The following is a 23,895-nucleotide window of genomic DNA, read 5'->3' as shown; positions in this document are numbered from 1 at the left end:
TTTATTTACTAATTAGTAGTTGCCTGCTCACTTAAGTAGTTAGCAAAGGCATATAATTCCGCTTCTTTAAACGAATTGGTCATAATTTGCAGACCAATGGGCAAGCCATTTTCATCCTTTCCATTTGGAATGGATATGGATGGCACTCCGGAAACGGAGGCCTGTACAGTAAAAAGATCTTCCAGGTACATGGCCACCGGGTCATTGGAATGCTCCCCAAATTTGAAAGCCGTACTCGGCGTGGTTGGCAAAACGATATAGTCGAACTTGGTCAATAAGTTTTCGGTGAATTCCTTGATCAACCGCCGTACTTTTTGGGCTTTTGTGAAATAGGCATCGTAGTAACTGGCACTCAACACAAAAGTTCCCAACATGATTCTTCTTTTCACCTCCTCACCGAATCCCTCGGACCGGGTTAGCTTGTACATGCTTTCCAGGTTGTGGGCATTTGATGACCTATACCCGTATTTAACACCGTCAAATCTGGAAAGGTTCGAGCTGGCCTCGGCAGTGGTCAATATATAGTAAGTTGGTAAGACATAATCCAATAAAGGGAAATTCACCTCCTCCACCTGATGGCCTTCACTTTTTAGGTTGTCAAGCACCTGCAATGTGTGGGCTTTAATTTCCGGCTGCAAGGCATCCGAATGCACCGTTTCTTTAAGATAGGCGATTTTGGCCGGTTTGTCGAAATGAAGCAGGTTGCTGTACGCAGGAACGGGTTTGCGTGAGGAAGTGCTATCGTATTCATCCGGGCCAGCCATGGTTTCCAATACCAAGGCATTATCTTTGACATTTCTTGAAAAGACACCGATGGTGTCAAATGAAGAGGCATAGGCAATCAACCCAAAACGGGAAACCCTGGAATAGGTAGGTTTGATCCCAATAACGCCGGTGAAAGCTGCTGGCTGACGAACGGAACCGCCCGTATCTGTTCCGAGCGAAACCGTACAAAGATTAGCTTGGACGGCGACAGCGGATCCTCCCGACGACCCTCCGGGCACACGACTTTCATCCAGGGCATTTAACACGGGGCCATGTACTGTATTCTCGTTGGAAGAACCCATACCAAACTCATCGCAATTGAGTCTGCCAATAATGATGGCATCCTGGTCGATTAGCCGTTGGATGGCGGTAGCGGTAAACTGAGATTCGAATCCTTCCAGAATTTTGCTGGACGCATTGGCCACATGACCCTGGTAGCATAGGACATCTTTGATGCCCACTACCATGCCTGCTAGTTTGCCTGCTTTGCCAGCAGTGATCTTTTCGTCTATGACAGCCGCCTGCTCCAAAGCAGATGGGCCGTAAACTTCAACGAAGGCGTTTAATTGCGCCTTCGTCTTAATGTTGTTTAGGTAATAAGTAACAATCGCTTTACAATTCGTTTCCTTTTTTTCCAGCGATTTTTTTATCTCATCGAATGAAAGAAATTTTTCCAACCTGTTATTTTTTTGCTTTTTTGTTGTCATCCTTCAGTCCTTCCTCCAAATCATCCTGTATCTCTTTGGTGGCATCTTTGAATTCACGGATACCCCTACCCAGGCCTCTGGCCAGTTCAGGAATCCTTTTAGCGCCAAAAAGAAGGATGACTACCAGAACGATGATCACAAGTGATCCTCCTCCGATATTTTGTATAAAACCCAATGTACTCATGTTTTGCTTATTTTGATTATGAAATTATTACAAATATAGAACTGTGCTTTTCTAACGCAAAGGAAATAAAGCATGTTGTAATTTTTTTTTCTAAATATAGTAAAATTTAAGCATTATTTGCTAGAAAGCCAAATACTTGGGTCCATTACTTCCAAACCTTTCCAGGTTTGAAAATGAAGTTCGGATATGCCGTCTGAATCTGTATATACCGTGCCAATCACGGTGGATGTATTGACATCCTGACCGGATTTCACCGAAATGGTTTTTAACCGGCTGTACATCGTGTAAAAATCACCGTGCTTAATAATAATGGTACCCCCCATGCCCGGTACGGTGGTTATTTTGGTAACCTTCCCGGCAAATACCGCTTTAACTGGAGCGTTATTGTTGGTTTGAATGTCGACACCGTCATTGGTTTCGGTGATTCCTCTGAGAGTAGGGTGCGGATAGGTGCCGTATTTTCTGGAAATAAAACCGGATTCTACCGGCCAGGGTATTTTACCCCGGTTACTCGCAAATGACGTGGAAAGTGCGGTAGCTTTAGGTGCAGCAGGAAGGCTCTTTTCCTCAGGCTGCTCGGCAGCCGCCTCGTTTTCCCTTTCTTCCCGCGCTCTGGCCAGCCGCATTTCTTCCTCGATCACTCGTTTTATCAATTGATTCAACTCTTCCTGTTGCTTTCGGGTGGCAGCAATCTCTTTTTTCAATGCCTCTTCTTTTTGACTCAACGAACTTACTAATTGCTGCTGTTCCGTTTTTAGCGCATTCAGTTCCTTCCGTTGTTCTTCTTCCTGTTCCAATACCGCAAGTTGATTGGAGCGTTGTGCTTCCAGTTCCTGTTGCTTTTGTGTCAGGTCCTGACTTACTTTTTCCATCTGCTCCACCTGCTTTTTACGCGCATCGCTGTATTGCTTGAGGTATTTTAGCCTCATGTAAAACTGTTTGAAGGTGGCAGAAGTGAAAATAAACGCCACGAGGTTTACGCCCTGATTCAATTTATACGAAGTATAAATCATTTTTGCATACTCTTCCTTCAGATTTTTCAGTTCCTCTTCCAGCTGATCGATACGGGAAGAGGTCTGCTGTATTTCCTGTTTTACCAGCCTCAATTCCCTGTTTAAGGTGGCGATATAGCTTTCTCTGGCTTCTAGTTTCTGATTGACGGCACGCAATTCTCCCAATGAAGTCCGTTTTTCATTCGTCGTCCTTTTTAATACCGTATCAAATTCCCGCAGCCTCTTTTGAATCCTGGCTTTTTCTTGCTCCAGCTCGGCTCTGTTGGCCGTTACCTGTGCTGCTGATGGACCCGCCATCAGGAAGAGAGCAATAACCAGTAGGAAAACTGAGCGATAAAAAGAAAAGTTAAAAATTATATGGAAAGCTGATGGGATCATCCGTTAGTTCTACTTTTACCATTTCTGCATTGAGAAAGAAATTGGATTTAGGTTTCTGTGGCAGGCTGAGCACCATTTTAATGATGGCCTGATAAGGAAAGGGCTGGCCTTGCAGGTCTCTGAAATCCATGTAGGAGGCGGACACACTTCCAGATCTGGTTTTTGATGCCTCACTTTCCAATTGCGTCACTTTTCCATGGCCTGCGTCTATCAGCGTTTTGTACTGTATATTTTCTCTTTCTTGTCTTAGTTCAAAGGTTTTTCCAATTCGGATCAATCGATCCCGATAACTGAATTCGTGGGGAATATTGGCAAACAACAGGTTTTGGAACAGTGAGAAGGATAGTGGAACGCCGAATTTTTCCTGAAACTCCGCATACCCCATGTCAATTTTTTGTCCGTTTATCCGGTCCCGAATTTTGATTTGATCCGTACTGATATAGCCTCTCACCGCTTCAATGCCCAGGCCGGGAGACATGTTAAACCAGATGATGCTGTCTTTCTTGGCTCGGATGTTTAACGTTCCTTTGGTGATTTTCCCATCCTGTTCTTCCAGGGTCACACGGCCTTTTGCTGTAAGGTAGTTATAATCCAGGTAAAAAGGCTCGAATTCTTCCATTACACTGTCTGCGCTGTAGGAAAGTGGCTTTCGCACACAGGAGCTTACGATGAATACCCCTAAAATGAAGGCGATTAACTTGGCCTTACTCATAATATTTTTTGTTTTGGATTTTTAATGTTAAAAATTCCGAAGTATCCTCCAGCTCCTTAGCCTTGTTCCAGTAATCCAGTGCCCGTTCCTTTTCTCCCAGTTTGAATAAAATATCACCGTAATGTTCCAGCATCTCTCCACTAGGTTCTTCCAGGTGGTCCAACGCTTTTTCCATATAGGTTCTGGCCTCCTCGTACCTGTTCAACTGAAACAATACCCATGCATGGGTATCCAAATAGGTCGGGTTTTCAGGAAACCGGGACACGAGTTTGTGAGACATGGTATAGGCCTTATCCAACTCCTTTTTTTCCAGAGATAGAAAGTAGGCATAATTATTTAAAATATGCTCATTATTTTTATTTTCCGATAAAACTTTTTCGTAGGCAGTAAAAGCTGCCTCTGTTTCACCCAACGCATGCAGGGCATCACCCAGTTGCGCATTGGCCATGAGGGAAAGTTGTGGATTGCTACCCGCATTCAGGTCAATAGCCTTGGTAAGTGCCATTTTGGCGGCTTCATGGTCTTTCATTCCCAGCTGAGCAGCACCCAAAAAAAACCAGAATTCGGCCTTGTCGGGATGAACGGATGTAGCAGTCGAGCCCATCGTTACTATTTCTTCAAAGGGCTGTTGGTTTTCAAACATTAACGGCAAAAGCCGTTGAAACAATTCCTCCCTTTCCGGATCGGCAAGCAGGGATTTTTGGAGGTAAGAAATGGCCTCTAGCGGATGGTCTTCCTGTAGTTTCCATTTTCCCAAAGCAGCCGTTACTTCCGGGTCATTTGGGTACTGTGACTCCATTGTCTGGGCGAGTTTGGTCAACAATTGGTCCCGTGCGGTATTCTTTACCTGAGATAGAATCCCCTCAAAAGCCCTGGCTTTCGTTGCCGGATCCAAATCCGGATGCTTAAATCCATTTAGTAAATACTGTCGCGCTTTTTCCAGTTCTCCCTTCTCCTTGTAAAGCGTATGAGCAGCCATCTTTAATTCCGGTTGGTTAGGGTAGGAAGTCATGGAAGTCAATACCATTTCTAGAGCCTCGTCGGTTTGGTTATTGTTATACAGTATTTCTACCAACGCCAACACGTAATTGGGATTTCCCGGATGGGCTTCTATAAGCTTTCGCCCCTCAGCTACTGCCATTTCCAGATTATTTTTTCGCAGGTAAATGCGTTGCTTTTGAGCCGTAAGCTGCTCTACCACACCGTAGTATTCTTCCGCCTTGTTTAAAGCTACGAGTGCTTTGTCAAAATCCTTTAAATTAAGGTAAATAGAAGCCAACTCCAGAATGTATTGCTGGTAGTTGCCCTCTTTCTCCATTAATGTTTCTAATATTTTTGCGGCCTCTCTGCCTTTATTCTGTTTATTGTAAATTTCTGCAATTTGTAAATGATAATATTTGTTTTCCGGTGCAAGCGCAAGTGCTTTTTGCCCGAATTCCAATGCTTTATCGGGTTGGTTGGCCCGAATCATCATTTCAGAAAGCTTGAAATAGATGGCCGGTTCTTCGGTATCAAACTCCAATGCCTTGTTAAAATAAAAATAGGCTTTCTTGAAGTCTTCTAAAATAAGGTGTTTCTGCCCTTCGATGAAAAGCCTGTCCGCCATCATTTCTTTTTCCTGGGCTTTTCGTTCCTTACGGCTGAGTTTCTTTTGAGCAAACACAGACTCCGGTAGGGTACTGGCAAATAATGCCAGCGCAAAAGTCCAGATCAAAGGTCTTAAATACCACTTATTCATTTATTTTCTTTCTTATCGTTAGCGTAAAATATCCTTTGAAATGGTTCCCTGTAGGTAATGGCCACAACCTTCTCAAGGTTTCTGAGAAGGTGCTTGAAGGGGTATTTTACGTATTTAATTTAATTTTCATACAATATAAGTGGGCGTTTGGTTCCCCAGGCAGGAGCGTAAGCCATGGGTGGTCTTTCCAATCAACTAACTTCCAGTACTTCCATAACCTCCCACTCCTCTCTTGGTTTCTGAAAGGTTTTCTGTCAGCTTCCATTCGATTTGTTCGTGTTTGGCCACTACCATTTGTGCAATCCGCTCCCCATCCTGAACGGTAAAATCCTCCCTGGAATTATTGACGAGTAAGATTTTAATTTCTCCCCGGTAGTCCGCATCGATGGTGCCAGGGCTGTTCAGCACGGTGATTCCAGACTTGTATGCCAATCCGCTTCGGGGTCGAATCTGTGCTTCAAACCCTGCGGGTAATTCAATGTATAATCCCGTTCCTATTAGTTTTCGTTCCAGTGATTTTAAAACGACCGGAGCTTCGAGCTCCGCCCGCAAATCCAAACCGGCAGCTAGTTGGGTTTGGTATTCGGGAAGAGGATGCTTCGATTTGTTAATGACGTTAATTTGCATGCTTTGGTTTAATGATGGATTTTAACAACGAATATAATTCCTTTTTTTCCATGTAGAAAATGAAGGCCACAAAGACCAAAAAGACAACATTGTGCAGGAGGAAGTCGCGTACCGTGTCTCCGGTATCCAGCCAAAAACCACCATAGCTGAACAAGAAAGCCAGGCAAAGATAAGTCACATCTTTTTTGGTTTGGTAGGGGATGGGGTAGTGCTTTTGGCCGGTAACGTAACAGAATACGACCATGGTCAGATAGCAGCCAAGGGTGCTCAGGGCACCCCCAATAAACCCTAAAACAGGTACCAGCGTAAGAATGACCAGCACCGTGACCACTGCTCCGGTAAAGGTAATGTAAAAGCTGTATTGCGTCTGATCGGTTATTTTAAACCAAATGCTGAGGTTGTAATACACTCCCAGGAGCAGGTAGCCCATCAATAGAATCGGGACCATGGGAAGTGCAATGGCGTATCCCGGTGCTTGAAAAAACAGCGATCCGATGATATCCAGGTTTACCGCAACTCCGACCATGAGCACGGTACAGAAAATAATGAACCAATGCATCACCCGGGCAAATAGCTGCGGGTTGTTTTTATTTTCGGCTTGTTGAAAGAAAAAGGGTTCTCCAGCATACTTGAATGCCTGAATGATGAGGCTCATGATGATGGCCAGTTTAAAATTAGCTCCGAATACTCCTCCAGCTTCCCGGGAAGTCAACTCCGGGTAAAAATTTTCCGGCAGGGCGTATTCAAAAAGCCCTCGTGAAAAAACCTCATTGGTCACGCCCGCAAGCCCCATAAAAAGCAAGGGGAGAGCATAGTGCCACATGGGTTTTAGGAGCGAAGCCTTCAGCTCAAATTTCCATTTACCCACCAATTTCCAGACCAGGGGTAAAATCAGGAAATTGGCCAGCACGTTGGAAAGCAAGATATAATCCACCCCCCAATTTGGCTGGTACCACTGGGATACCCAGGGTTGTAAAGACGGAAGTATATCACCGCTTACGATATGAAAGGCCACCACGATAAAGAGAACATTGAACCCTACGTTCAGGAAAATATTGACTAATTTGACCGAGGCAAAGGTTACTGATCGGCCTTCCAATCGTAATTTAGCGAAAGGGATGGCCATCAATGCATCAATGGTGAGGATCATGGCTGCCCATTGAAACAAATGCGCTTTTCCCGGAAAGTCAAATAAAAGCGAAAGAGGCTCAGCCGAGATATACAGGGTGGCTCCCAACAGGATCGCCACCAGGGTTACCAAGGACTGGGTATTCTGATACACTTTTTCCGGAGACAGGCCTTTTCCCGTGGCGAATCGAAAAAACGTGGTCTCCATACCAAAGGTAAACACCACGTTCAGGAAAGCGATCAGGGCATAAAGGATGGTAAAAGAACCCAGATCTTCTTTTGGAAGGTATCCTGTATAAAGCGGAACCAATAAAAAATTAATGGATTTTCCGAGGATACTGCTGACACCGTAAATGGCGGATTGCCCGGCTAATTTTTTTAACAGGCCCATAAAAAATAAAAAAGGGGATTATTCCCCTTTGAAGTTAGGTTTTCTCTTTTCCAGAAACGCATTGGTGCCTTCCCGGTAGTCTTCTGATTTGACACAGCGCGCAAAACTGTTTGCCTCAATCTGATAGCCATTTTCGTCACTGGCGTATACGGCATTCACACAATCCACTATCATTCCGATAGATAGAGGAGCTTTACTCATGATTTTCTTAAGTATTTCCTCTGCTTTGGCGATTGCTTCCTCCTTGGTAGCCTCTACGTGATTCAGAAGACCCAGCGATTTGGCTTCATTCACGTCCAACATGTCTCCGGTCATCAGGATTTCGGTCGCTTTGGTCCTCCCTATCAGATGGGTAAGTCGCTGCGTGCCACCATACCCTGGAATGATCCCCAAATTAACTTCCGGCTGACCGAATTTGGCGTTGGTGGTAGCAATCCGCATGTGGCAGGCTATCGCCAATTCACAACCACCCCCCAGAGCGTAGCCATTGACTACTGCAATGACCGGTTTATGGCAGGATTCTATGATTTCAAATACCTCCTGGCCAAACTCTGCGAATTTCCTGGCATTGAGTTCGTTTAGCTCGGCAATTTCAGTAATATCGGCACCTGCCACAAAGGCCTTTTCTCCCGCGCCGGTGATAATGACCCCACGAATGGATTTATTATCATTCACCTCGTTGAAAATATTTTTCAACTCCTCCAAGGTGTTGAAGTTTAGGGCGTTGAGCTTAGCCTCTCTGCTGATGGTCAGGTAAAGTATTCCGTCTTTAGTTTCGGAAAGAATAATTTTTTGTTCTGCCATTCCAATTATTCAATGGTAAGCTTCAAATATACGAGGAGCGTAATCAATCACAAAAGATTCAGATAAAAATCATCCATGATAAAAAATAGGAAATAAATAAAATAGCCAATAAAATGTATTTTGAATCCATTAAAGAGAGCTTTATAATCAGGAGTGGATTGGTTTCACTTTTGAATACTTCGGATAAGCGAGGCACCAAATCTCTGAGCCTGATAATTTTGGGTTTCCATTTTAATATTTAGCCCGTAGAAAGGGTACTGTACCAATTTTTCCTATTTTTGTACCATCTTTCGAAAAATAAACGCAAACTACATGTCCGAAAAAAGAAAAATTACAGTTGCCTATGGAGATGGTATCGGTCCGGAAATAATGAAGGCCACCCTGTCCATTTTGGAAGCAGCCGGTGCTGCCATCGAAACTGAAGTCATCGAAATCGGAGAACAGGTATACTTAAAAGGAATTAGTTCCGGGATTGAACCCAATGCATGGGATTCGCTTCGGGAAACGAAGGTGTTTTTAAAATCCCCCATTACCACTCCCCAGGGCGGAGGTTTTAAAAGCCTGAACGTGACCACCCGAAAAACCCTGGGATTGTATGCCAACGTAAGGCCTTGTAAGGCTTATTCACCCTACATCCGGACCCATTTTCCGGAGACGGATATGGTCATCATCCGGGAAAATGAAGAGGATTTGTATGCAGGTATTGAGCATCGCCAAACGGACGAGGTATTTCAGTGCCTCAAATTGATATCCAGGCCCGGTAGTGAGAAAATTGTCCGCTATGCCTTCGAATATGCCCGAATGAACAATCGGAAAAAAGTCACTTGCATGACCAAGGACAATATCATGAAAATGGCCGACGGTGTTTTTCATCAGGTGTTCAATGAAGTGGCAAAAGAATACCCCGAAATAGAAACGGATCACAAGATTATTGATATTGGCACCGCCCTAATTGCCGACCGCCCCGAAATGTTCGATGTGATCGTGACATTAAACCTCTATGGAGATATTATTTCAGATGTGGCGGCTCAAATTACCGGTTCGGTAGGACTGGGCGGATCTGCCAACATAGGGGAGGAGGTAGCCATGTTTGAAGCCATTCACGGTTCTGCCCCCGATATCACGGGCATGGGCATCGCAAATCCATCCGGCCTCTTAAATGGAGCCATCATGATGTTGGTTCATATCGGACAGCCGGAAGTAGCCGAGAAAATCAGCAATGCCTGGATGCGAACTCTGGAAGAGGGAATCCACACCGGGGATATCTTTCAGGAAGGAATTAGTAAAAGGAAGGTAGGTACCCAGGAATTTGCCGAAGCCGTTATCGAGAGGTTGGGAAAAAGCCCGGAGAAAATGAAAAAGGCTTCTTTTGCCAAGTCAGAGCGAAGTGAGAAAGACATCAAAGAGGCACTGGCCATCCGACCAAGAAAAGCGGCAGAAAAGGTATTGATCGGTTTGGATGTCTTTATTGACTGGAAGGAAGGTACTCGTGATCCCAATGTCATCGGGGATGCCTTACGTCAAGTCGATTCCTCCGGATTGAAGATGCAATTGATAACCAACAGAGGGGTACGGGTATACCCTGGAGGCATGAAAGAGACGTTTTGTTCCGATCATTGGCGGGTGCGGTTCTTTAATGCCGACGAAAGTATCATTACGCACGAGCAGCTTATTGACGTGCTGCAGCAGGTAAAAGCGCTTGGTTTTGACTTTATCAAAACGGAAAACCTTTACACATTTGACGGGGCCAGGGGGTTTTCGCTGGCACAGGGCGAGTAATTCTTTCCAATCATTTACGCATGCTGGCCATTTTTGGCAGGTATGCGTTGATTTTTAGCAGTATGAAACGGGTTTTGATCATCACTTATTACTGGCCGCCAAGTGCCGGATCAGGAGTGCAACGTTGGCTTAAGTTTTCCAAATTCTTGCCCGAATTCGGTTGGCAGCCGGTAATTTTTACACCGGAAAACCCGGATTTTGCACTGACAGATCCTTCGCTGTCGAAGGAAGTAACCACGGCAACCGAGGTGTTGAAATTCCCGATTTGGGAGCCCTATCAACTTCTAAGGAGTATAAAACGGGACAGGTTGGCCGACCCTGCGCGGATCCTGGAGCAAAAGGAACCTTCCCTTCTGGATCGGTTGGCGGTGTGGATCAGGGGAAACGCCCTGATACCGGACCCCAGGATATTCTGGGTAAAACCCTCGGTTTCATTTCTGGAAAGTATTTGGCAACAAAATCATTTTGAAGCCATTATCACCACCGGTCCCCCGCACAGCATGCACCTGATCGGAAGGAATCTAAAGCGGAAAACCGGTACCCCCTGGTTGGCAGATTTTCGAGATCCCTGGTCGGCCTGGGAGTTTTTGGACACCTTGAAGCTTACTGCTCTGGCCAGAAACAAGCACCGAAAACTGGAAGCTTCTGTTTTCAGGGAGGCAGATGCGGTGATGACCATTTCCCCGACTTTTGCATCCGAAATGAAAGAACTGGCCAACCGGAAAATTCACGTAATTACCAATGGGTTTGATTCGGATGACATGCCGCCCCATTTTAGCAAGAGTCAGTCAGGTAGCGGTCCGATTCAAATTGTCTATTCGGGGGTAATTGATGGTATCCGAAATCCGGCTCCTTTTTTACAAGCCCTTAAAAAAGTATTCGGTAATGAGCAGGGTAAGGTAAGGCTTTTTTTTGTCGGAAGGGTAAGCCAACAAGTAGAAGCGTTGATCCAAGGTGACGATTGGCTGGATAAGCATGTGGAGTTGACCGGTTACCTGAGCCATTCGGAGGTATTTACCTATTATGAGAAAGCGCAGGCTTTATTGCTTATCCTCACCAATACAAAGAACGCCCGGGGAAATATACCGGGTAAACTTTTTGAGTACATGGCCACCGGCAGGCAAATAATTGGTCTGGGTGACCCGGACGGAGACGCTGCTCAAATCATTCAGAAGGCAGGTGCAGGCAGGGTTTTTGCCCATAAGGATATTAACGGCCTATCTCAACAGCTATCGGAATTGAGCACCGCTTCGAATTCAAATAAACCCGGGCAGCAACTACAGTCATTTCACCGGAGACATTTGACCGGGCAGTTGGCAAGGTTGCTTCAGGAGATGGGGGAGCATTCCTGACAGGTTATTGGGCGGGTCGATCGACCCATTTTTTGATGGTTAATCGAAGCCAGTCTTCCGCTTCCGGAGCGGCTTTCAGGTAATAAACCAATGGCAAGTATACCAAAAGGACGAGCCCGGATCGTAGTACTAAATCAACAAGCACCGAGTCCAGGCTGGGCAGTAGGAAGTAGGAAGCCGCCCAACTGGCCCCTCCGGCAAATGCTATTTTGAACACGCCCAAGGTGAAAGGGTTAAAGCCTAGCTTGACTTTTATATAGACAAATTTAATAAAGTTGTAGAAGAACATGGCAAGCAGGGAGGCAAGCGCGGCCCCTTCGATTCCGTAAAGGGGTATAAAAAGCAGGTTAAGCAAAATGACCGCAAAAGCCATGAGCAGGGTAGCCGTAATGTTAAATACATAGAATCGTGAGAAAACGATAATTTCCCCATTGACTGAAAACAATACGTCGCTGAGTTTACCCAACCCAATAAGCAACACCACCCATTTTCCGGCTTCGTATACGTCCCGGTTAGGTACGAAATGGTAAAGCGTGTCGATATTCACCCAGATCAGCAAAAACACCAGGCCACAGACCAGCAATTGATGGATGGCTATTTTTTTGTAAAGGGTATCTATTTCGGGTAATTGGTTGGCAGCGAATTTCTCCGAAATGATGGGCATGGCCACCTGTGAGATCGCTCTTCGGGGCATTTCGATGACCACGGCTATGGAAAATCCAATGGTGTAGACGGCATTGGCATCCAGCCCGATCATGGAACTCACCATCAGGCTGTCAATCTTCATGATCAGCAATGCGCCGGCCGTACCCAGCATGGTAATTATATTGTATTGAAAAAAAGCCTTCTTCAAAGTGCCCGGAATTCCGCTCCAATTGAACCGAAGCTGAAAAATGCCTATTTTCCGCATGTAAAAGGCCATGCTCATCAGGGTAAGCAGGTAGACCAGTACCATTCCCCATATCATGAGGGAAAAGGAATAGCCATCTAAAAAGTACCCGATGACCAGCAAGCCCATTAGCAAACGCAGCAACACATCCCGGATCAGGGAAGGGATGGCGATTTTTAAAAAGGAACGGCTAAAAGCTTCCAATAGGGTGTTGAGCACGGATAGGAAAGTGATGAGCAGTGCTACCTGAATGTATTCGTTTACTTCCGGAGATTTTTCAACAAATGCCGCACTGATCGGAGCTTGGAACAGCAAGAAGATCAGCAATAGACCGGTATAGCCAATAAATCCCAAAAACAAGCTAAAGGTAAAAAAGGAAAACTTTTCTGCTTTTACCTGTGGGAAAAATCGGGTAATCCCGTTACCGATGCCCATTTGGGCAAAGGGAGTCATCAGCAAGGCCATGTCCTGTATGGTTTTAAACAAGCCGATTTGTTCCGGTTCCAAGACATAGGGCAGTAGCCAGAGTAGGTTAAAATACCCAATCACCACGCCCATATAGGCCGAAAGGGTGGTGAGGATGCTTTGTTTGGCTAACTTACTCAAAGAAGTGCTGAAGATTGATGGTCAGGCAAAGGTACCTGTATCTGGTAAATTTGGTTCAAAATTATGGTTCATTTTCGAAATCATTAAAACCAGGGAGAAGCCTAGCATTCGAATAAATCTGTATTGGCACCGAAATAGATAGTTTTACCGAAGTAACTTCAAAAGCTTTTTTTTCCTTTTTTGATAGCTGAATCTACTTCTAATTCGATTGGATGCCGCTGATCGGAGTTTCGTCAAATCGGTCGTGGGAAGCCTATGGAATATCTCTTGTAGCTCGGTTATCTCTTTTTTTGCTAAAACAAAACCGGAATCCCCGATTATTTCCGGTATTTCTCCCACAGCTGACCCAATGGGTATGCACCCACACAACATCCCCTCCGCCAATGCATTTGGAAAGCCCTCAGAAGAAGAAAGCTGCAAATAGAATTGGCTTTCCTGAAATAGCGACCTAATCTTTTCCTGAGGTAGAGATCCGATGGTAGTAATATTTGGTAGCTCGGATTGGAATTTCTCGTCTCCAACAATCGTAAACGTGTATTTCGGAAACGATTTTGCCAGCTTCAATAATAAATCTATCCCTTTTACCAATGCTCTGTTTTGTTTGGAAATGCCCGTGGCCACCGTTATAAAGGAAAAGGGCCGTTTTTCGTTTCCCTTATCAAACCAAAAGGTGGGATCAAAACCATTGTGAATAACGATGATTGGGGTCTTAAGGCCCGGCACCAAATTTAAAAGGCCTTGCCTGCTCGTTAGTGATTGGTCATAGGTGTAATTGGATTTGACTAACGATTTGGCGACGGGTACAATCAGTGAGCAATGTTTGAAACTGAATATGGTAGCCATTTTCAGCCATTTTTTGCGGTAGTTTCCGTAATTTATTTCGGGTAAATTTACGGCATCTGTACCACCACATTGAATGATCACTTCCTTACCGAATAGTTTGCCAAACACCACGGGTAGAACCGTATGATAACCAGAGAAGAAACAAAGGTATTTTTTCGTCGCAGGTAGCCAAAATAATAGCTGAATGGTTTGTATAATTAAGGCCAGGGGTAAAAAATAGGGGTTGTCAGTCAAGGTCAGGTGTTTGACTTGAAAATTTGACCTTAGCATCTTCAAATCCCTTTGAATAAATGCGGTGTTTATTGGAGAAATATAGACGATCATTCGATGAATTCTTAAACCAATTTAAAGCATTAGTTTAATACGGATCCATATTCTTGACATCAAAATGCTCCATTTAGTTAGATGGGAGATGTTGGAGATGGGTCTGGATTTTCGGAAAATGAAGTATTGGTAGTCCTTTTCTTTGTAGTAAACGCTGTAGGTTTCCATTTTTTCAAGATAGAAGCCATTAGTGGTAACATCCTTAACCAGATTACTTGTGTCTAACGGTTGGTCGATCACCTGAAGTTTTTTGGGTTCATGTTCGATCATCCACTCAAGGAATCGGGGTGCTGGGATATGGATAAAAATAACGGTGTTTTGATGGGCGTGGCGGCTTATGGTTTCAAAAAGCGAAAAATGATCTGATACCGGAATGTGTTCCAAAACATCCGGAAGAACAACAAAATCAAAGACTTTTCCTTCTTTGCTAAATCCTTTCATATCGGATACCTCAAAAGTAAGGTTGGTGAGATTTGACCAGGCTTTTTGCGCTTGAGCGATGCTTTTTGGACTAATATCTACCCCTAATACACTTCCCTTTGGTGTTTTTTTCGCAATAAGATGGCTGACCGTGCCAATACCACAACCAATTTCTAACACCTGATGCTCGGGTTTTAATCCCGCTTGGATAAGCTTATCAATGATGCTTAGGTGGCGTGAATTGACACCAATTCTCATTTGATTATTAGCAAATTCATCGTAGAATTGAGCTACTTGTTCTTTCATTAATTTATCCTTTTTGCGCTGCTTTTTTCGAGTTAATTACCAACCCAATGATTAAAAATAATAGGATGGCGTACTGGGTAATGTTCGTAATCCACACCTTTGACTGGTAATGATCAGGCTTAAATTGCATCTCCACCTTAACCTCCCCCGCCGGAAGGACCAGCCCACGTAGTAAATAATTTACCCGGTGGATTTCGGCTTCTTCGCCATTCACAAGGGCTTTCCAGCCCTCAGGATAGTAGATTTCCGAAAATACGGCCAAGCCCTCTTTCGATACACGGGCGGAATAGACCAACTGATCTGCTGCCCTGCTTTCCAGGGAGATGCTGCCGCTTCCTGCCGGTAACGATTGGCCGCCAGCTTTCTGACTGGAATGATACGTGGCTTCTGTTTTCGTTTGCAGCCCTGCCAGGGTTTTGATCTCTTCCTCGTTACTTTCCACCGTAATGATTTTTTCCGGAAACCAGGCGGCTCCGTTGGCCTCCGGATTGGCGAATACCGCATTTTCGGACTTTCCTGCCAAAATGTATTTGGTATTGAGCATGTTCAACACCTGTATGGAACCATAGTCAAAATTTCCTTCCTGGGCTTTTTGAATAAAATTGTTCATTTCCGGGGTCAATACCCGCTCAATAAGGTCCTGATAACGACTCATCTTCGCCCCATGGTAGCCGCCAATGCTATTAAAATAGTAGCTGGTTCGGGCCTCGTTAAATGGGTTCTGGATGTTTAATACCCGGAAATACCCCTCGTCCCGCATGATTTTCTGGTCTGCCGGAGTAGCTGCAAAATGCTGCTCGCTGGGGTTTTGGGTGAAGCTTTCCTGATCCAAATACCTTCTGTTTACCCCGTAAAGATCCACCAGCAGCAACAGGCCTATTGCCAGTATGGCCCATTCGGTTTTTAATTTTTTGTACAGCACCAGGCCAATCAGCAGCCCCGTAGCACCAATAAAAAACAGCGAGCGAAAGGTGTCGGAGAGCAATATGCTTCGACGATCCTCCTTTAGTGCCGAAAGCAGCCATTCAGGATAACCGGTCGCATTTCCCTGGAAATTCAAGCCAAAAGCCACCAATACCGCCAGGACAATCAAACCGAGGGTGATGGCAATCCCCTTAAAGAAGGTTTTTTTGGTGGTTGCTGCCTGGCTATTTCGGAGCATGTTTTCCAACCCCAGTGTACCCAACACCGGAATAAGAAATAAGGTAATTCCCAGGGCCATGGATACGGCCCTGAACTTATTGTATCCTGGCAGGTAATCAAACAGCGTAAAATTAAACCAGGCCAGGTTTTTACCCCAGGAGAGCATCAGGCTCAGCAGGGTAAGGGCCAAAAAGACATTTCGATAGAGGGGAGGGGCAAATAAGATTCCAAGGACAAACAAAAATACCATAATGACCCCGCCATAGATGGGGCCGCCGGTAAAAGGCTGGTTGCCCCAATACGTGGGGGCATTTCGAATAAACTGGTTGGTTTGGGCAGGATCCGCTCCCTGGGATCGCAGGGCTTGCTCTGAGGCGGAATCTTCGGGCAATGCCTGCTGACTGGCACCCCCATAATAATTCGGGATGATCAGGGTAAAGGTCTCCACGATTCCATTGGACCAGCTGAACGCATAGTCCTTGTCCAGGCCGGTATCGTTCTCTCCGGTTTTGGGTAAGTTGCTTTCTCCCCGGATGGAATAAGGGCTGTATTCCAATACCGAAGTAAGTCTCGCCAGATTGCCCAGCCCTCCGAGCAGGGCTCCTGCCAGTAGGAAGGCTGTGATTTTGAAAAAATTCAGGAGGCGGTTTTCTTTATAATAAACGATCAGTTGCCCAATACCATAGCCAACTACCATGATCAGCGTGTAATAGGTGATTTGCAGGTGGTTAAACTTTAGCTGCAGTAATACGGCCAGGGCGGTGACCGCGACACCCAGGAGCTTTTTATTGTTAAAAGCCAAATGAACGCCGGTGAAGATAAGGGGAATAAGGCACACCGACCATATTTTGGCATTGTGCCCGGCTTCCAGACTTAGAAAGTTGAAGGTATTAAACGCAAAAGCCCAAGCACCCAGGACAGCGACGATGGGCCGGACCCGAAACCCCAGCAAAAGCAGGTACATGGCCGTCATTCCAAAGAATAATGCGCTGATAGGATGGGGTAGCCCCAGGGTTAGGACTTTAATGAGGGTATTGGTGATGTCCCCTTTTGGGTCCAGGTGGATGAGGTAAGCCGGCATGCCTCCAAACATGCGGTTGGTCCATAGGGCTTCCTCTCCGGTATTTTCGCGGTGGTCCAGAAGCTCTTTTGCCGAGCCCTCCCATTGCAGAATATCGGTTTGAAACATCATTTTCCCTTCAAACACAATGGGAGAAAAGTAAATGACGACGATCAGGTAAAAGGAAAGGACGGCCAAAAAATGTGGTAGAATGACTTCTTTAAATTTAAAATCCATGATCCAAAAGGTTGGTCTACGTTTTTCGATAGGAATGCCCTGCAAATTAGTAAATTTCACCGGAATATTGGTACAGGAATTGGGATTGGACCCCTTCACCACTGGTTAAAAATACCGTTGCTGGGGTGCTTTCAGCCATTTGTTTTGGATATAATACCCAATGGAAAATTCATGACTGTTATTTCGGTAGTTATTTTTACTATTTAAATTAAAATCATAGGCATAACCAAACCGGATGTCTTCGGTAATAAAGATATCCATTAGCAGCGCGAGGGCAGTTCGGGTAGAAAAAGGAGAAGCCTCCGGGACCTCGGCTTTTCCAAATCCGGATCGAAAGGAAGTGCCCAGCCAAAACTGTTCGTTAAATAAAAACATGGCGTTGAGATCATAGCTTCCGGGGCCATTCAAGTCCTCCCGGACTAGCAGCGAGGGTTTAAACGTGACCTCGCTCGAAAGGGGAAGCAAGCCCCCCGCCTGAAAATAAAAATGGTAATTGTGGGTAGCCAGTGCCAGGTCTTTGTTTTGCAATATTTTCTGACCGATCAGGTTAAAGGCACTGATTCCGGAAAAAAACCGGGGAGAATGATACAGTAGCCCGGCATTCAGGTTTGGGGTGAAGGCGTTGATCCGGCCTTGGGGGATTCCAGGGTCGGAGGGGTCGTCGGGAAGCAGCTTTCCGGCATCCAGCAGGTGTTCGGATATACCGGAACTCACACCCAATCCCAGAAAACGTTCCTGGGTTAATTGCACCTTGTAGGTGTAGGTCAAAAGAAAAGATTGGATCTTATTGGGACCCAATTGATCCGAAATGAGGGACAGGCCATAGCCCATGGTTTCCTCCAGATTCCCCATATCTGCTGAGATGGAAAAGGTTTGGGGAGCGCCTGGGAAATTTATAAACTGTGACCGGTAGCTGGCTTGAACGAAGGGGTCTACCTTGTAGCCGGCATAGGCCGGATTGATATGCAAGGCATTAAAGACATATTGGCTGTATTGCGGCATCTGTTGCCCGTTTCCACTGCTCGGGAAAAGAATCGCCCCCAGTAGGAGCCAGATCAAATATATATAAGCGCTTCCCTTCATGTCAATCTTTGATTACCTGTATCCAGCCCCGGTATTCCTTTTCATTGCCCCGGGTATCCACTCCTCTCACCTGATAATAGTAGGTGCCCGAAAGAAGCCCTTCCGCCGCCCAGTCATTTTGATAGTTCTCTGCACCAAAGACCAGGTCTCCCCAGCGATTAAAAATCAATACTTCTACCCGGTCAAACTTGTGACCTGCCCGGATGACAAAGGTATCATTCTTCCCGTCAAAATCTGGTTTGATTACGTTTGGAATGAACAAGGGAAGGATGTTTTTTTGCTCCAGAGCCGTATTGTTTTCCGGTGCGGTATCTACCCCTTCACTACTCACTTCTGCCCGGTTGCTTATTCTCCCATCTTCCATGGCCGAGACAGTCAGTCGAATCTCCAATTCCGCACCCACCGGAAATCGCTCCAGTTCCCAGATCAATTGTATCCCCTCCTGCCGGAAGGAGGGTGGTGCCGGCAATCCGGAGTTTTGAACGCTGGCTTCCACATATTGGAGGTTGGGAGGTAGAAAATCGACTATACGCACATTTGCCGCTTCATCCATTCCATCATTGGTAATGGTAAGCAGGTACTCGAAATCATCCCCGTCACGAACCGGCTCGGTACCGGAAGCTTTTTGGATGGAAAGATCCACCATTACCGGGCGCACCTGCAGTTCTTCACTGGCAACGGTTTCGTTAAAATTTTCCACTTCTACCCGCGCCTCATTGATAAAGCTCCCTTCCGAGGCAGCCAGAACGGTTAATTCCAGCAACACCGTTTCATCGGGCTGGATTTCCGGAACGAACCATATCCCCTCCTCCGAAGCCTGGGGACTGGTCGAAACTAGGATAAGCCCTTCGGGTAACAATTCCGTTACCTGGACTTCTTCCAGGGGGAAACTACTGGTATTGGTCAGGGACAGCGTAAAGTCGACCATTTCACCCCTGACGGCCTGGTTTCGGTCAATGGATTTCTCCAGGTCCATGCTGATTCCAATCACCGTCATGCGGATCTGCGCTTCGGAACAATTGGTCGGCACATCGGACTGGCAAATGCGGTATTGCAACAAATACGTATTGGGAGGGGTGTCTTCCGGTAGAAAAAACGAACCGTTTTCATCCAGGGAGTAGACCAGATTTTGTTCCTCTCCGGCTTCATCGGTGATGGATAGGATAGATAGGGAAACATCTTCCCCGCTTACCGGCTCCAATTTCAGGCTGTCATTGGCATAAATGGAGGGGAGCCGATGTTCTTCGAAATTCCTGAACGGACCAAATTGATCGCCGTTGGCCACTATGGGAGCCACTTCCACGGTAATGATCACTTCATTACTCGTAAAACTGCCGCATACCGGATCCTCCGTAATCCTTCGAAATCGGGTCGTTTCCATGAGAGGGGGGGCAGAAAAATTTTTATTTGCAGCCCCTGTGATGGGTACCCATTCAGCGTCTCCGGACAGTATTTCCCACTGGTAACTGAAATTCCCTGACCCTCCGGCGGCTGTTTCCCCGATCAGCATTTCAGCGACTTCCATTTGGTATAACGTTTGGCTCTCTTGTATTTCATGTCCGGTTACTTCCGGGTAAAGGACCACTTCTACAGGAAATCGCTGATCAGATGGGCAACCATCTGCTTGCTGCTCTGCATAGTACGTCCTGCCCGATACCAGACTGGTTTCATTGGAAATCCGATCGCTGCCCTCTGGACTGAGGTACCATTGAATGTTTTCTCCTATAGCAATTAAATCCGCTACGGTATAGTCTCCTGGAGCGCAGAATTCCTGCAAGCTTTCTCCCTGAGGGGCCGGTGGTACCTCACTCAAATCAATGCTGACTTGTGTGGATTTTTCGCCTGAACAAATCCCCGTGATGGTGTATTCAAAAGTATAGGTACCTGTATTCAGGTTGGCGGATGACCAGACATTTCCCACCAGGGCACCGCTATTACTTAGCTCTTCCCAGGTACCGTAGTCATTATAAGGGCCTTCCAGGAAATCAAACAAATCCACGATTTCCCCTTTGCAGACAATTACTTCCTGTCCTGTTCCTGATTCTGGGTTGAGACTGGCTTCATCAATGGTAAATTCCAGCGTCTCGTTCAGGCAGGATCCGGGCGTGTCATTACTCAGCCGCACCCCGTACACGCCCTCGTGGGTGGCCAGGTTAAACGGTGTAAACTCCAGACTGGAACTGGTGCTGAGGACCTCATCGGGATTGGCTTTATTGAACCATTCGAAGGATAGAAAATCTAGGTTTTTTATGGACAACGATCCGTTATCCCCTTCACAAAGGTTTTCGGGGATAATTCTGGGAAGGTTTTCTCCGCTGATCTGAACCGTAGTGTTGGTCAGATTGCCGCAGTCATCTTCCAATTGTACCCGGTACCTTCCTGCTTCCAGGTTTTGAAAAAGCGGGTCTGATCCATTGTCAATCTCAAAAGGCAATCCATCCTTCTCCACTATTTTGTAAGTGATAGGCGGGTATCCGCTCGCATCCACGGATAATTCATAATTGCCTTCCACACATTGGAAGGTATTGACACTCGTGAAGCTGCTCCGTTCGCTGACTTCAAACGTTTCCAGGGTCTCCAGACAGAAGTTGTAGGAGGGTTCGTTGGGGACAATGTCCTGCCCGTTTTTCCAGACCCGGATGGATTTCACCAGTCGCAGGTTGCCATAATAACTCAGATTGATTGTCGTGGCACCGTTCACAATAAGAATGGAATTTTCGTCATTCAGTTCCTCACCTTCTTCATAGACGAGTCCGGTTTCCGGATGTCCCCATTCCCCGGTATCTTCATTTCGTTTTTGGATGCCAAAACGAGTGGTTTGGTTTTCGTCCAGATTGTCCTGATGATTTAGCGATAGATTGAACGAACCGCAGTTTTCTTCAATGTTCAAATCATTTGTCAGAATTTCGGCACCTTCTATGGTAACCTCGGTCACATGCTCGGTATCGCAGGTGGTGTAGGAAGTAAATTCGTAATCACCCGCCGGGAGGTTACTCATAAAAAATCTTCTGGGATCGCTTTGACTAATGTTTTCCGAAAGGTCCAGCGGGAACTGTCCGTCGTAACTAGCCGGACCTGCGGTCATTTCAATGCGTGTAAACTCGTAATCAAAGCTGTTTAATTGCAGGGAGCCGGTGGAGGGGCCACAGCCCTTGTAAACGGTAGCGACCGGCCCGCTGAGCAGGTCCCTGAATTCCCTGGTAAGACTGGCGGTGCTGCCACAGGCATCCGTGATGCTCAACGAATAGGTTCCAAAAGGGATGGGCATTTCCTCAGAGCCAAAAAAGAGGTTTTCTTCCGTAAATGGCCCGGGGTATCCCTCGTTGAACAGTTCAGGGTCAAAATCTCCGGGATATTCGGTAAAACTGACGGTGTAAGGAGGAACAAAATTGGTTGGTTTGATGGATAGCCGTCGTTTGCCGCAGAGGCCGGCACCCCAGAAAAGATCTCCGGAAATGGAGAGTTTACGGTCGATCAGGTTGTTTTCCAGTACCGCTGTCTGTCCGCAATTATCTGTTACCTCCAGGTCGTATGAATAAGCCTCTCCCGTGTAAAAGGGAAGGTTTCCAAAGATAACGCTTTCCGTAGTCCCGCCCTCGCTTAGTTCCGTAGTAATTTCCTGGCTGGATCCATCCGGGGCGGAGACAATAAAGCGGGCTTGCAAGGGGTAGGCGATTTCAGCTCCCACGGCACGCACCAGGTGCCCCACGGTTATTTCTCCGCAACTGCTTAATGCTGCCTGAAATTCCTGAAAATCCTCCTCCAGAATGAATTCGGCTTTTTGTACTTCAAACGACTGGGAAAGCCGGTCCCCGCATTCGTCCGTGACAATGACCGTATACTTGCCTGCAGGAATGGCCTCAAAAATGGGGCTTGCCTGTGGGGGGCGCTCGGCATCTCCCCGTAACTCAAAGGTTTCCGGACTGCCCTGATTGACGATTACCTCAATGGTGCCAAGGTCATTTTCACAGAGATTTTGGGAGCTTACCGTATACGACAATGGTTCAAAAAGGGAAACGAGTTCTGCTTCAGCCGAAATTTCCAGTGGACTTTCGCCCAGGTTAAAAGCGGCGGTGACTTGATAGGTGCCTACCGGTAAATCAGAAAAGATACCCGATTCATTTTCAGACAGGGGGCTGACCTCTCCCGATCGGAAGAGCCGGAAAACCAGGTCTGTGGGATTGCCATCCGCATTTAAGTTCGCCGTAATCGTACCATTTCCGCTACAGGTGACCGAGTTGGTTTCCAATACCAGGCTTGGTTGGTCCTGGGCCAATAGTTTCAGTGGTGCCAGGATAACGGAAACCATTAATAAAAGCATTCCGAAAAAATGTATAAAGTAATTTCCTTTCAATTCTACCCTCATTAAAACTTTATTTACTACATCGCTGGAAAAGTATCCTGATTATACGAATTCCTTATTGTGAAATAACGTACAAAATAATGGAATCGGTTGTAGGTGTTCCGTTATTTTTCCCGAATGATGTTAATTTTTCAGGTTTTCGGCTAGCGTTTTATTTTTGCTGACAATAAATAAGCCAGAAATCCGGTTTTTGTATTAAAAAAAGTAAAATGGGTGATTAAGCTTAAAAAGCGGTTAGGGGAGTACTTGTTTGTAGGGATAGCGTTGCGAATATTAATCCAGGTTTCCGGACAAATTCACCAAAGAATTACCATCCAGCGAATGGATAATGGCTTTAAGAAGGTTCAAAACAAACCTATCCTTGATTTTCGATTCCAGGAAGGTCGGACCGTAGATGGTTTGTGACCGTAGCAGTACGGTCATGATTTTGCCTAGGGTGACTGCGTCCAGGCTATACAACTGGGCTTGATCCTGATAATACCGTTCTGCTTCGCTTTTCCAGGACATCCAATCGAAAAGGGGAACCAGCCGAAGTTTTAAAACAGCATCCAGCAGCCTGACGTGGATACCGGTCAGTGCCAGGGTATTCAACGAAACGTTACTGAAATCCTGAATGCCCAGAATTTTTTCCGTCTTATAAAATTTTAGTTCCATTTCATGAACTAAATCAATAAGCGGAATCAGTTTTTTCCGGTCAATGCTGTTACAATGGTCCGAAAAATTCCCCAGGGGAATAAACAGCGGGATTTGGTCTTTGATCATTATTGCTTGGTTTTTGGTTAACTAAATAATAACTCATTGATAATTAATTGGTAGCGGTGTAATTCGAAGTGTAAGTAACGACTTTTTTTTCATCAAAAAAATACCCCGATCGGGGTATTTTTGTATATTAAATACACCTTTTTGCCTTTTTTTATAACAAAAATTAATAGAAATTAACTCAAATACAAGAAAAAGGCCTTTTATCTTTCAACGAATACTTTCCCATCTTCCCTGACAAGCTTAAAAAAAAACGCTATTTTTGTTGCTTCAAAAGAATAAAG

At 45.7% G+C, this 23,895-nt stretch carries 17 protein-coding genes; 2 read left to right on the top strand and 15 right to left on the bottom strand.

Annotated elements, in window-relative coordinates; all coding sequences use genetic code 11:
- Window positions 1-8 precede the first annotated feature (8 nt).
- The 8 genes from gatA to GJQ68_RS10760 all read right to left on the bottom strand — a co-directional run bounded on the left by gatA (window position 9) and on the right by GJQ68_RS10760 (window position 8,447).
- Window positions 9-1,442, bottom strand: a complete 1,434-nt coding sequence (gatA, locus tag GJQ68_RS10795) for an Asp-tRNA(Asn)/Glu-tRNA(Gln) amidotransferase subunit GatA (RefSeq protein WP_162417292.1) — start codon at window positions 1,440-1,442, stop codon at window positions 9-11.
- A 4-nt stretch (window positions 1,443-1,446) separates the two neighbouring features.
- Window positions 1,447-1,656 (bottom strand): Sec-independent protein translocase subunit TatA/TatB, encoded by a 210-nt coding sequence (locus GJQ68_RS10790; RefSeq protein WP_092176689.1) that lies wholly within the window; start codon window positions 1,654-1,656, stop codon window positions 1,447-1,449.
- A gap of 113 nt (window positions 1,657-1,769) precedes the next feature.
- The gene (locus tag GJQ68_RS10785) at window positions 1,770-2,966 is read right to left on the bottom strand and encodes a murein hydrolase activator EnvC family protein (protein WP_235941399.1); all 1,197 of its coding nucleotides are present in this window, start codon (window positions 2,964-2,966) and stop codon (window positions 1,770-1,772) included.
- A 49-nt stretch (window positions 2,967-3,015) separates the two neighbouring features.
- Entirely contained in the window at window positions 3,016-3,759 is a 744-nt protein-coding gene (locus GJQ68_RS10780) for a DUF4292 domain-containing protein (protein WP_162417290.1), read from the bottom strand.
- Window positions 3,752-5,497: a tetratricopeptide repeat protein gene (locus GJQ68_RS10775; RefSeq protein WP_162417289.1), complete on the bottom strand. Its 1,746-nt coding sequence runs from the start codon at window positions 5,495-5,497 to the stop codon at window positions 3,752-3,754. The genes GJQ68_RS10780 and GJQ68_RS10775 overlap by 8 nt, the downstream gene beginning before the upstream one ends.
- A gap of 195 nt (window positions 5,498-5,692) precedes the next feature.
- On the bottom strand, window positions 5,693-6,124 hold the full coding sequence (gene dut / locus GJQ68_RS10770; protein ID WP_162417288.1) for a dUTP diphosphatase: 432 nt from the start codon (window positions 6,122-6,124) through the stop codon (window positions 5,693-5,695).
- Window positions 6,114-7,643 carry a lipopolysaccharide biosynthesis protein gene (locus tag GJQ68_RS10765; RefSeq protein WP_162417287.1) on the bottom strand — a complete coding sequence of 510 codons (1,530 nt, stop codon included), beginning with the start codon at window positions 7,641-7,643 and terminating at the stop codon, window positions 6,114-6,116. Before GJQ68_RS10765 ends, dut begins: the two co-directional genes overlap by 11 nt.
- A gap of 18 nt (window positions 7,644-7,661) precedes the next feature.
- On the bottom strand, window positions 7,662-8,447 hold the full coding sequence (locus GJQ68_RS10760; protein ID WP_162417286.1) for an enoyl-CoA hydratase/isomerase family protein: 786 nt from the start codon (window positions 8,445-8,447) through the stop codon (window positions 7,662-7,664).
- Window positions 8,448-8,759: 312 nt separating this feature from the next.
- Here GJQ68_RS10760 and GJQ68_RS10755 point away from each other — a divergent pair, with 312 nt between their 5' ends.
- Both GJQ68_RS10755 and GJQ68_RS10750 read left to right on the top strand, forming a co-directional pair.
- Window positions 8,760-10,226, top strand: coding sequence for an NADP-dependent isocitrate dehydrogenase (locus GJQ68_RS10755; RefSeq protein WP_162417285.1), 1,467 nt, complete (start codon window positions 8,760-8,762; stop codon window positions 10,224-10,226).
- 20 nt (window positions 10,227-10,246) lie between these two features.
- Complete coding sequence (locus GJQ68_RS10750; protein WP_235941397.1) at window positions 10,247-11,578, top strand: glycosyltransferase family 4 protein; 1,332 nt, start codon at window positions 10,247-10,249, stop codon at window positions 11,576-11,578.
- A gap of 4 nt (window positions 11,579-11,582) precedes the next feature.
- Here the strand turns inward: GJQ68_RS10750 and GJQ68_RS10745 are convergent, their stop codons facing one another.
- From GJQ68_RS10745 to GJQ68_RS10715, 7 genes are all read right to left on the bottom strand, one after another.
- Entirely contained in the window at window positions 11,583-13,073 is a 1,491-nt protein-coding gene (locus tag GJQ68_RS10745; protein WP_162417284.1) for a lipopolysaccharide biosynthesis protein, read from the bottom strand.
- Window positions 13,074-13,217: 144 nt separating this feature from the next.
- Window positions 13,218-14,186: a glycosyltransferase family 4 protein gene (locus GJQ68_RS10740; protein ID WP_235941395.1), complete on the bottom strand. Its 969-nt coding sequence runs from the start codon at window positions 14,184-14,186 to the stop codon at window positions 13,218-13,220.
- A 75-nt stretch (window positions 14,187-14,261) separates the two neighbouring features.
- Window positions 14,262-14,966: a class I SAM-dependent methyltransferase gene (locus GJQ68_RS10735; protein ID WP_162417282.1), complete on the bottom strand. Its 705-nt coding sequence runs from the start codon at window positions 14,964-14,966 to the stop codon at window positions 14,262-14,264.
- 4 nt (window positions 14,967-14,970) lie between these two features.
- On the bottom strand, window positions 14,971-17,406 hold the full coding sequence (locus tag GJQ68_RS10730) for a hypothetical protein (protein WP_162417281.1): 2,436 nt from the start codon (window positions 17,404-17,406) through the stop codon (window positions 14,971-14,973).
- Window positions 17,407-17,511: 105 nt separating this feature from the next.
- Window positions 17,512-18,489: a PorP/SprF family type IX secretion system membrane protein gene (locus GJQ68_RS10725; protein WP_162417280.1), complete on the bottom strand. Its 978-nt coding sequence runs from the start codon at window positions 18,487-18,489 to the stop codon at window positions 17,512-17,514.
- Window position 18,490: 1 nt separating this feature from the next.
- Window positions 18,491-22,855, bottom strand: coding sequence for a T9SS type B sorting domain-containing protein (locus tag GJQ68_RS10720; protein WP_162417279.1), 4,365 nt, complete (start codon window positions 22,853-22,855; stop codon window positions 18,491-18,493).
- A 270-nt stretch (window positions 22,856-23,125) separates the two neighbouring features.
- Entirely contained in the window at window positions 23,126-23,614 is a 489-nt protein-coding gene (locus GJQ68_RS10715) for a DUF6508 domain-containing protein (RefSeq protein ID WP_162417278.1), read from the bottom strand.
- Window positions 23,615-23,895: the final 281 nt, after the last annotated feature.

It is taken from the genome of Cyclobacterium roseum, from assembly GCF_010119225.1.
Taxonomy (GTDB): domain Bacteria; phylum Bacteroidota; class Bacteroidia; order Cytophagales; family Cyclobacteriaceae; genus Cyclobacterium; species Cyclobacterium roseum.
The sequence above is the reverse complement of the archived record's forward strand: the minus strand, read 5'-3'. Positions and strand labels throughout refer to the sequence as shown.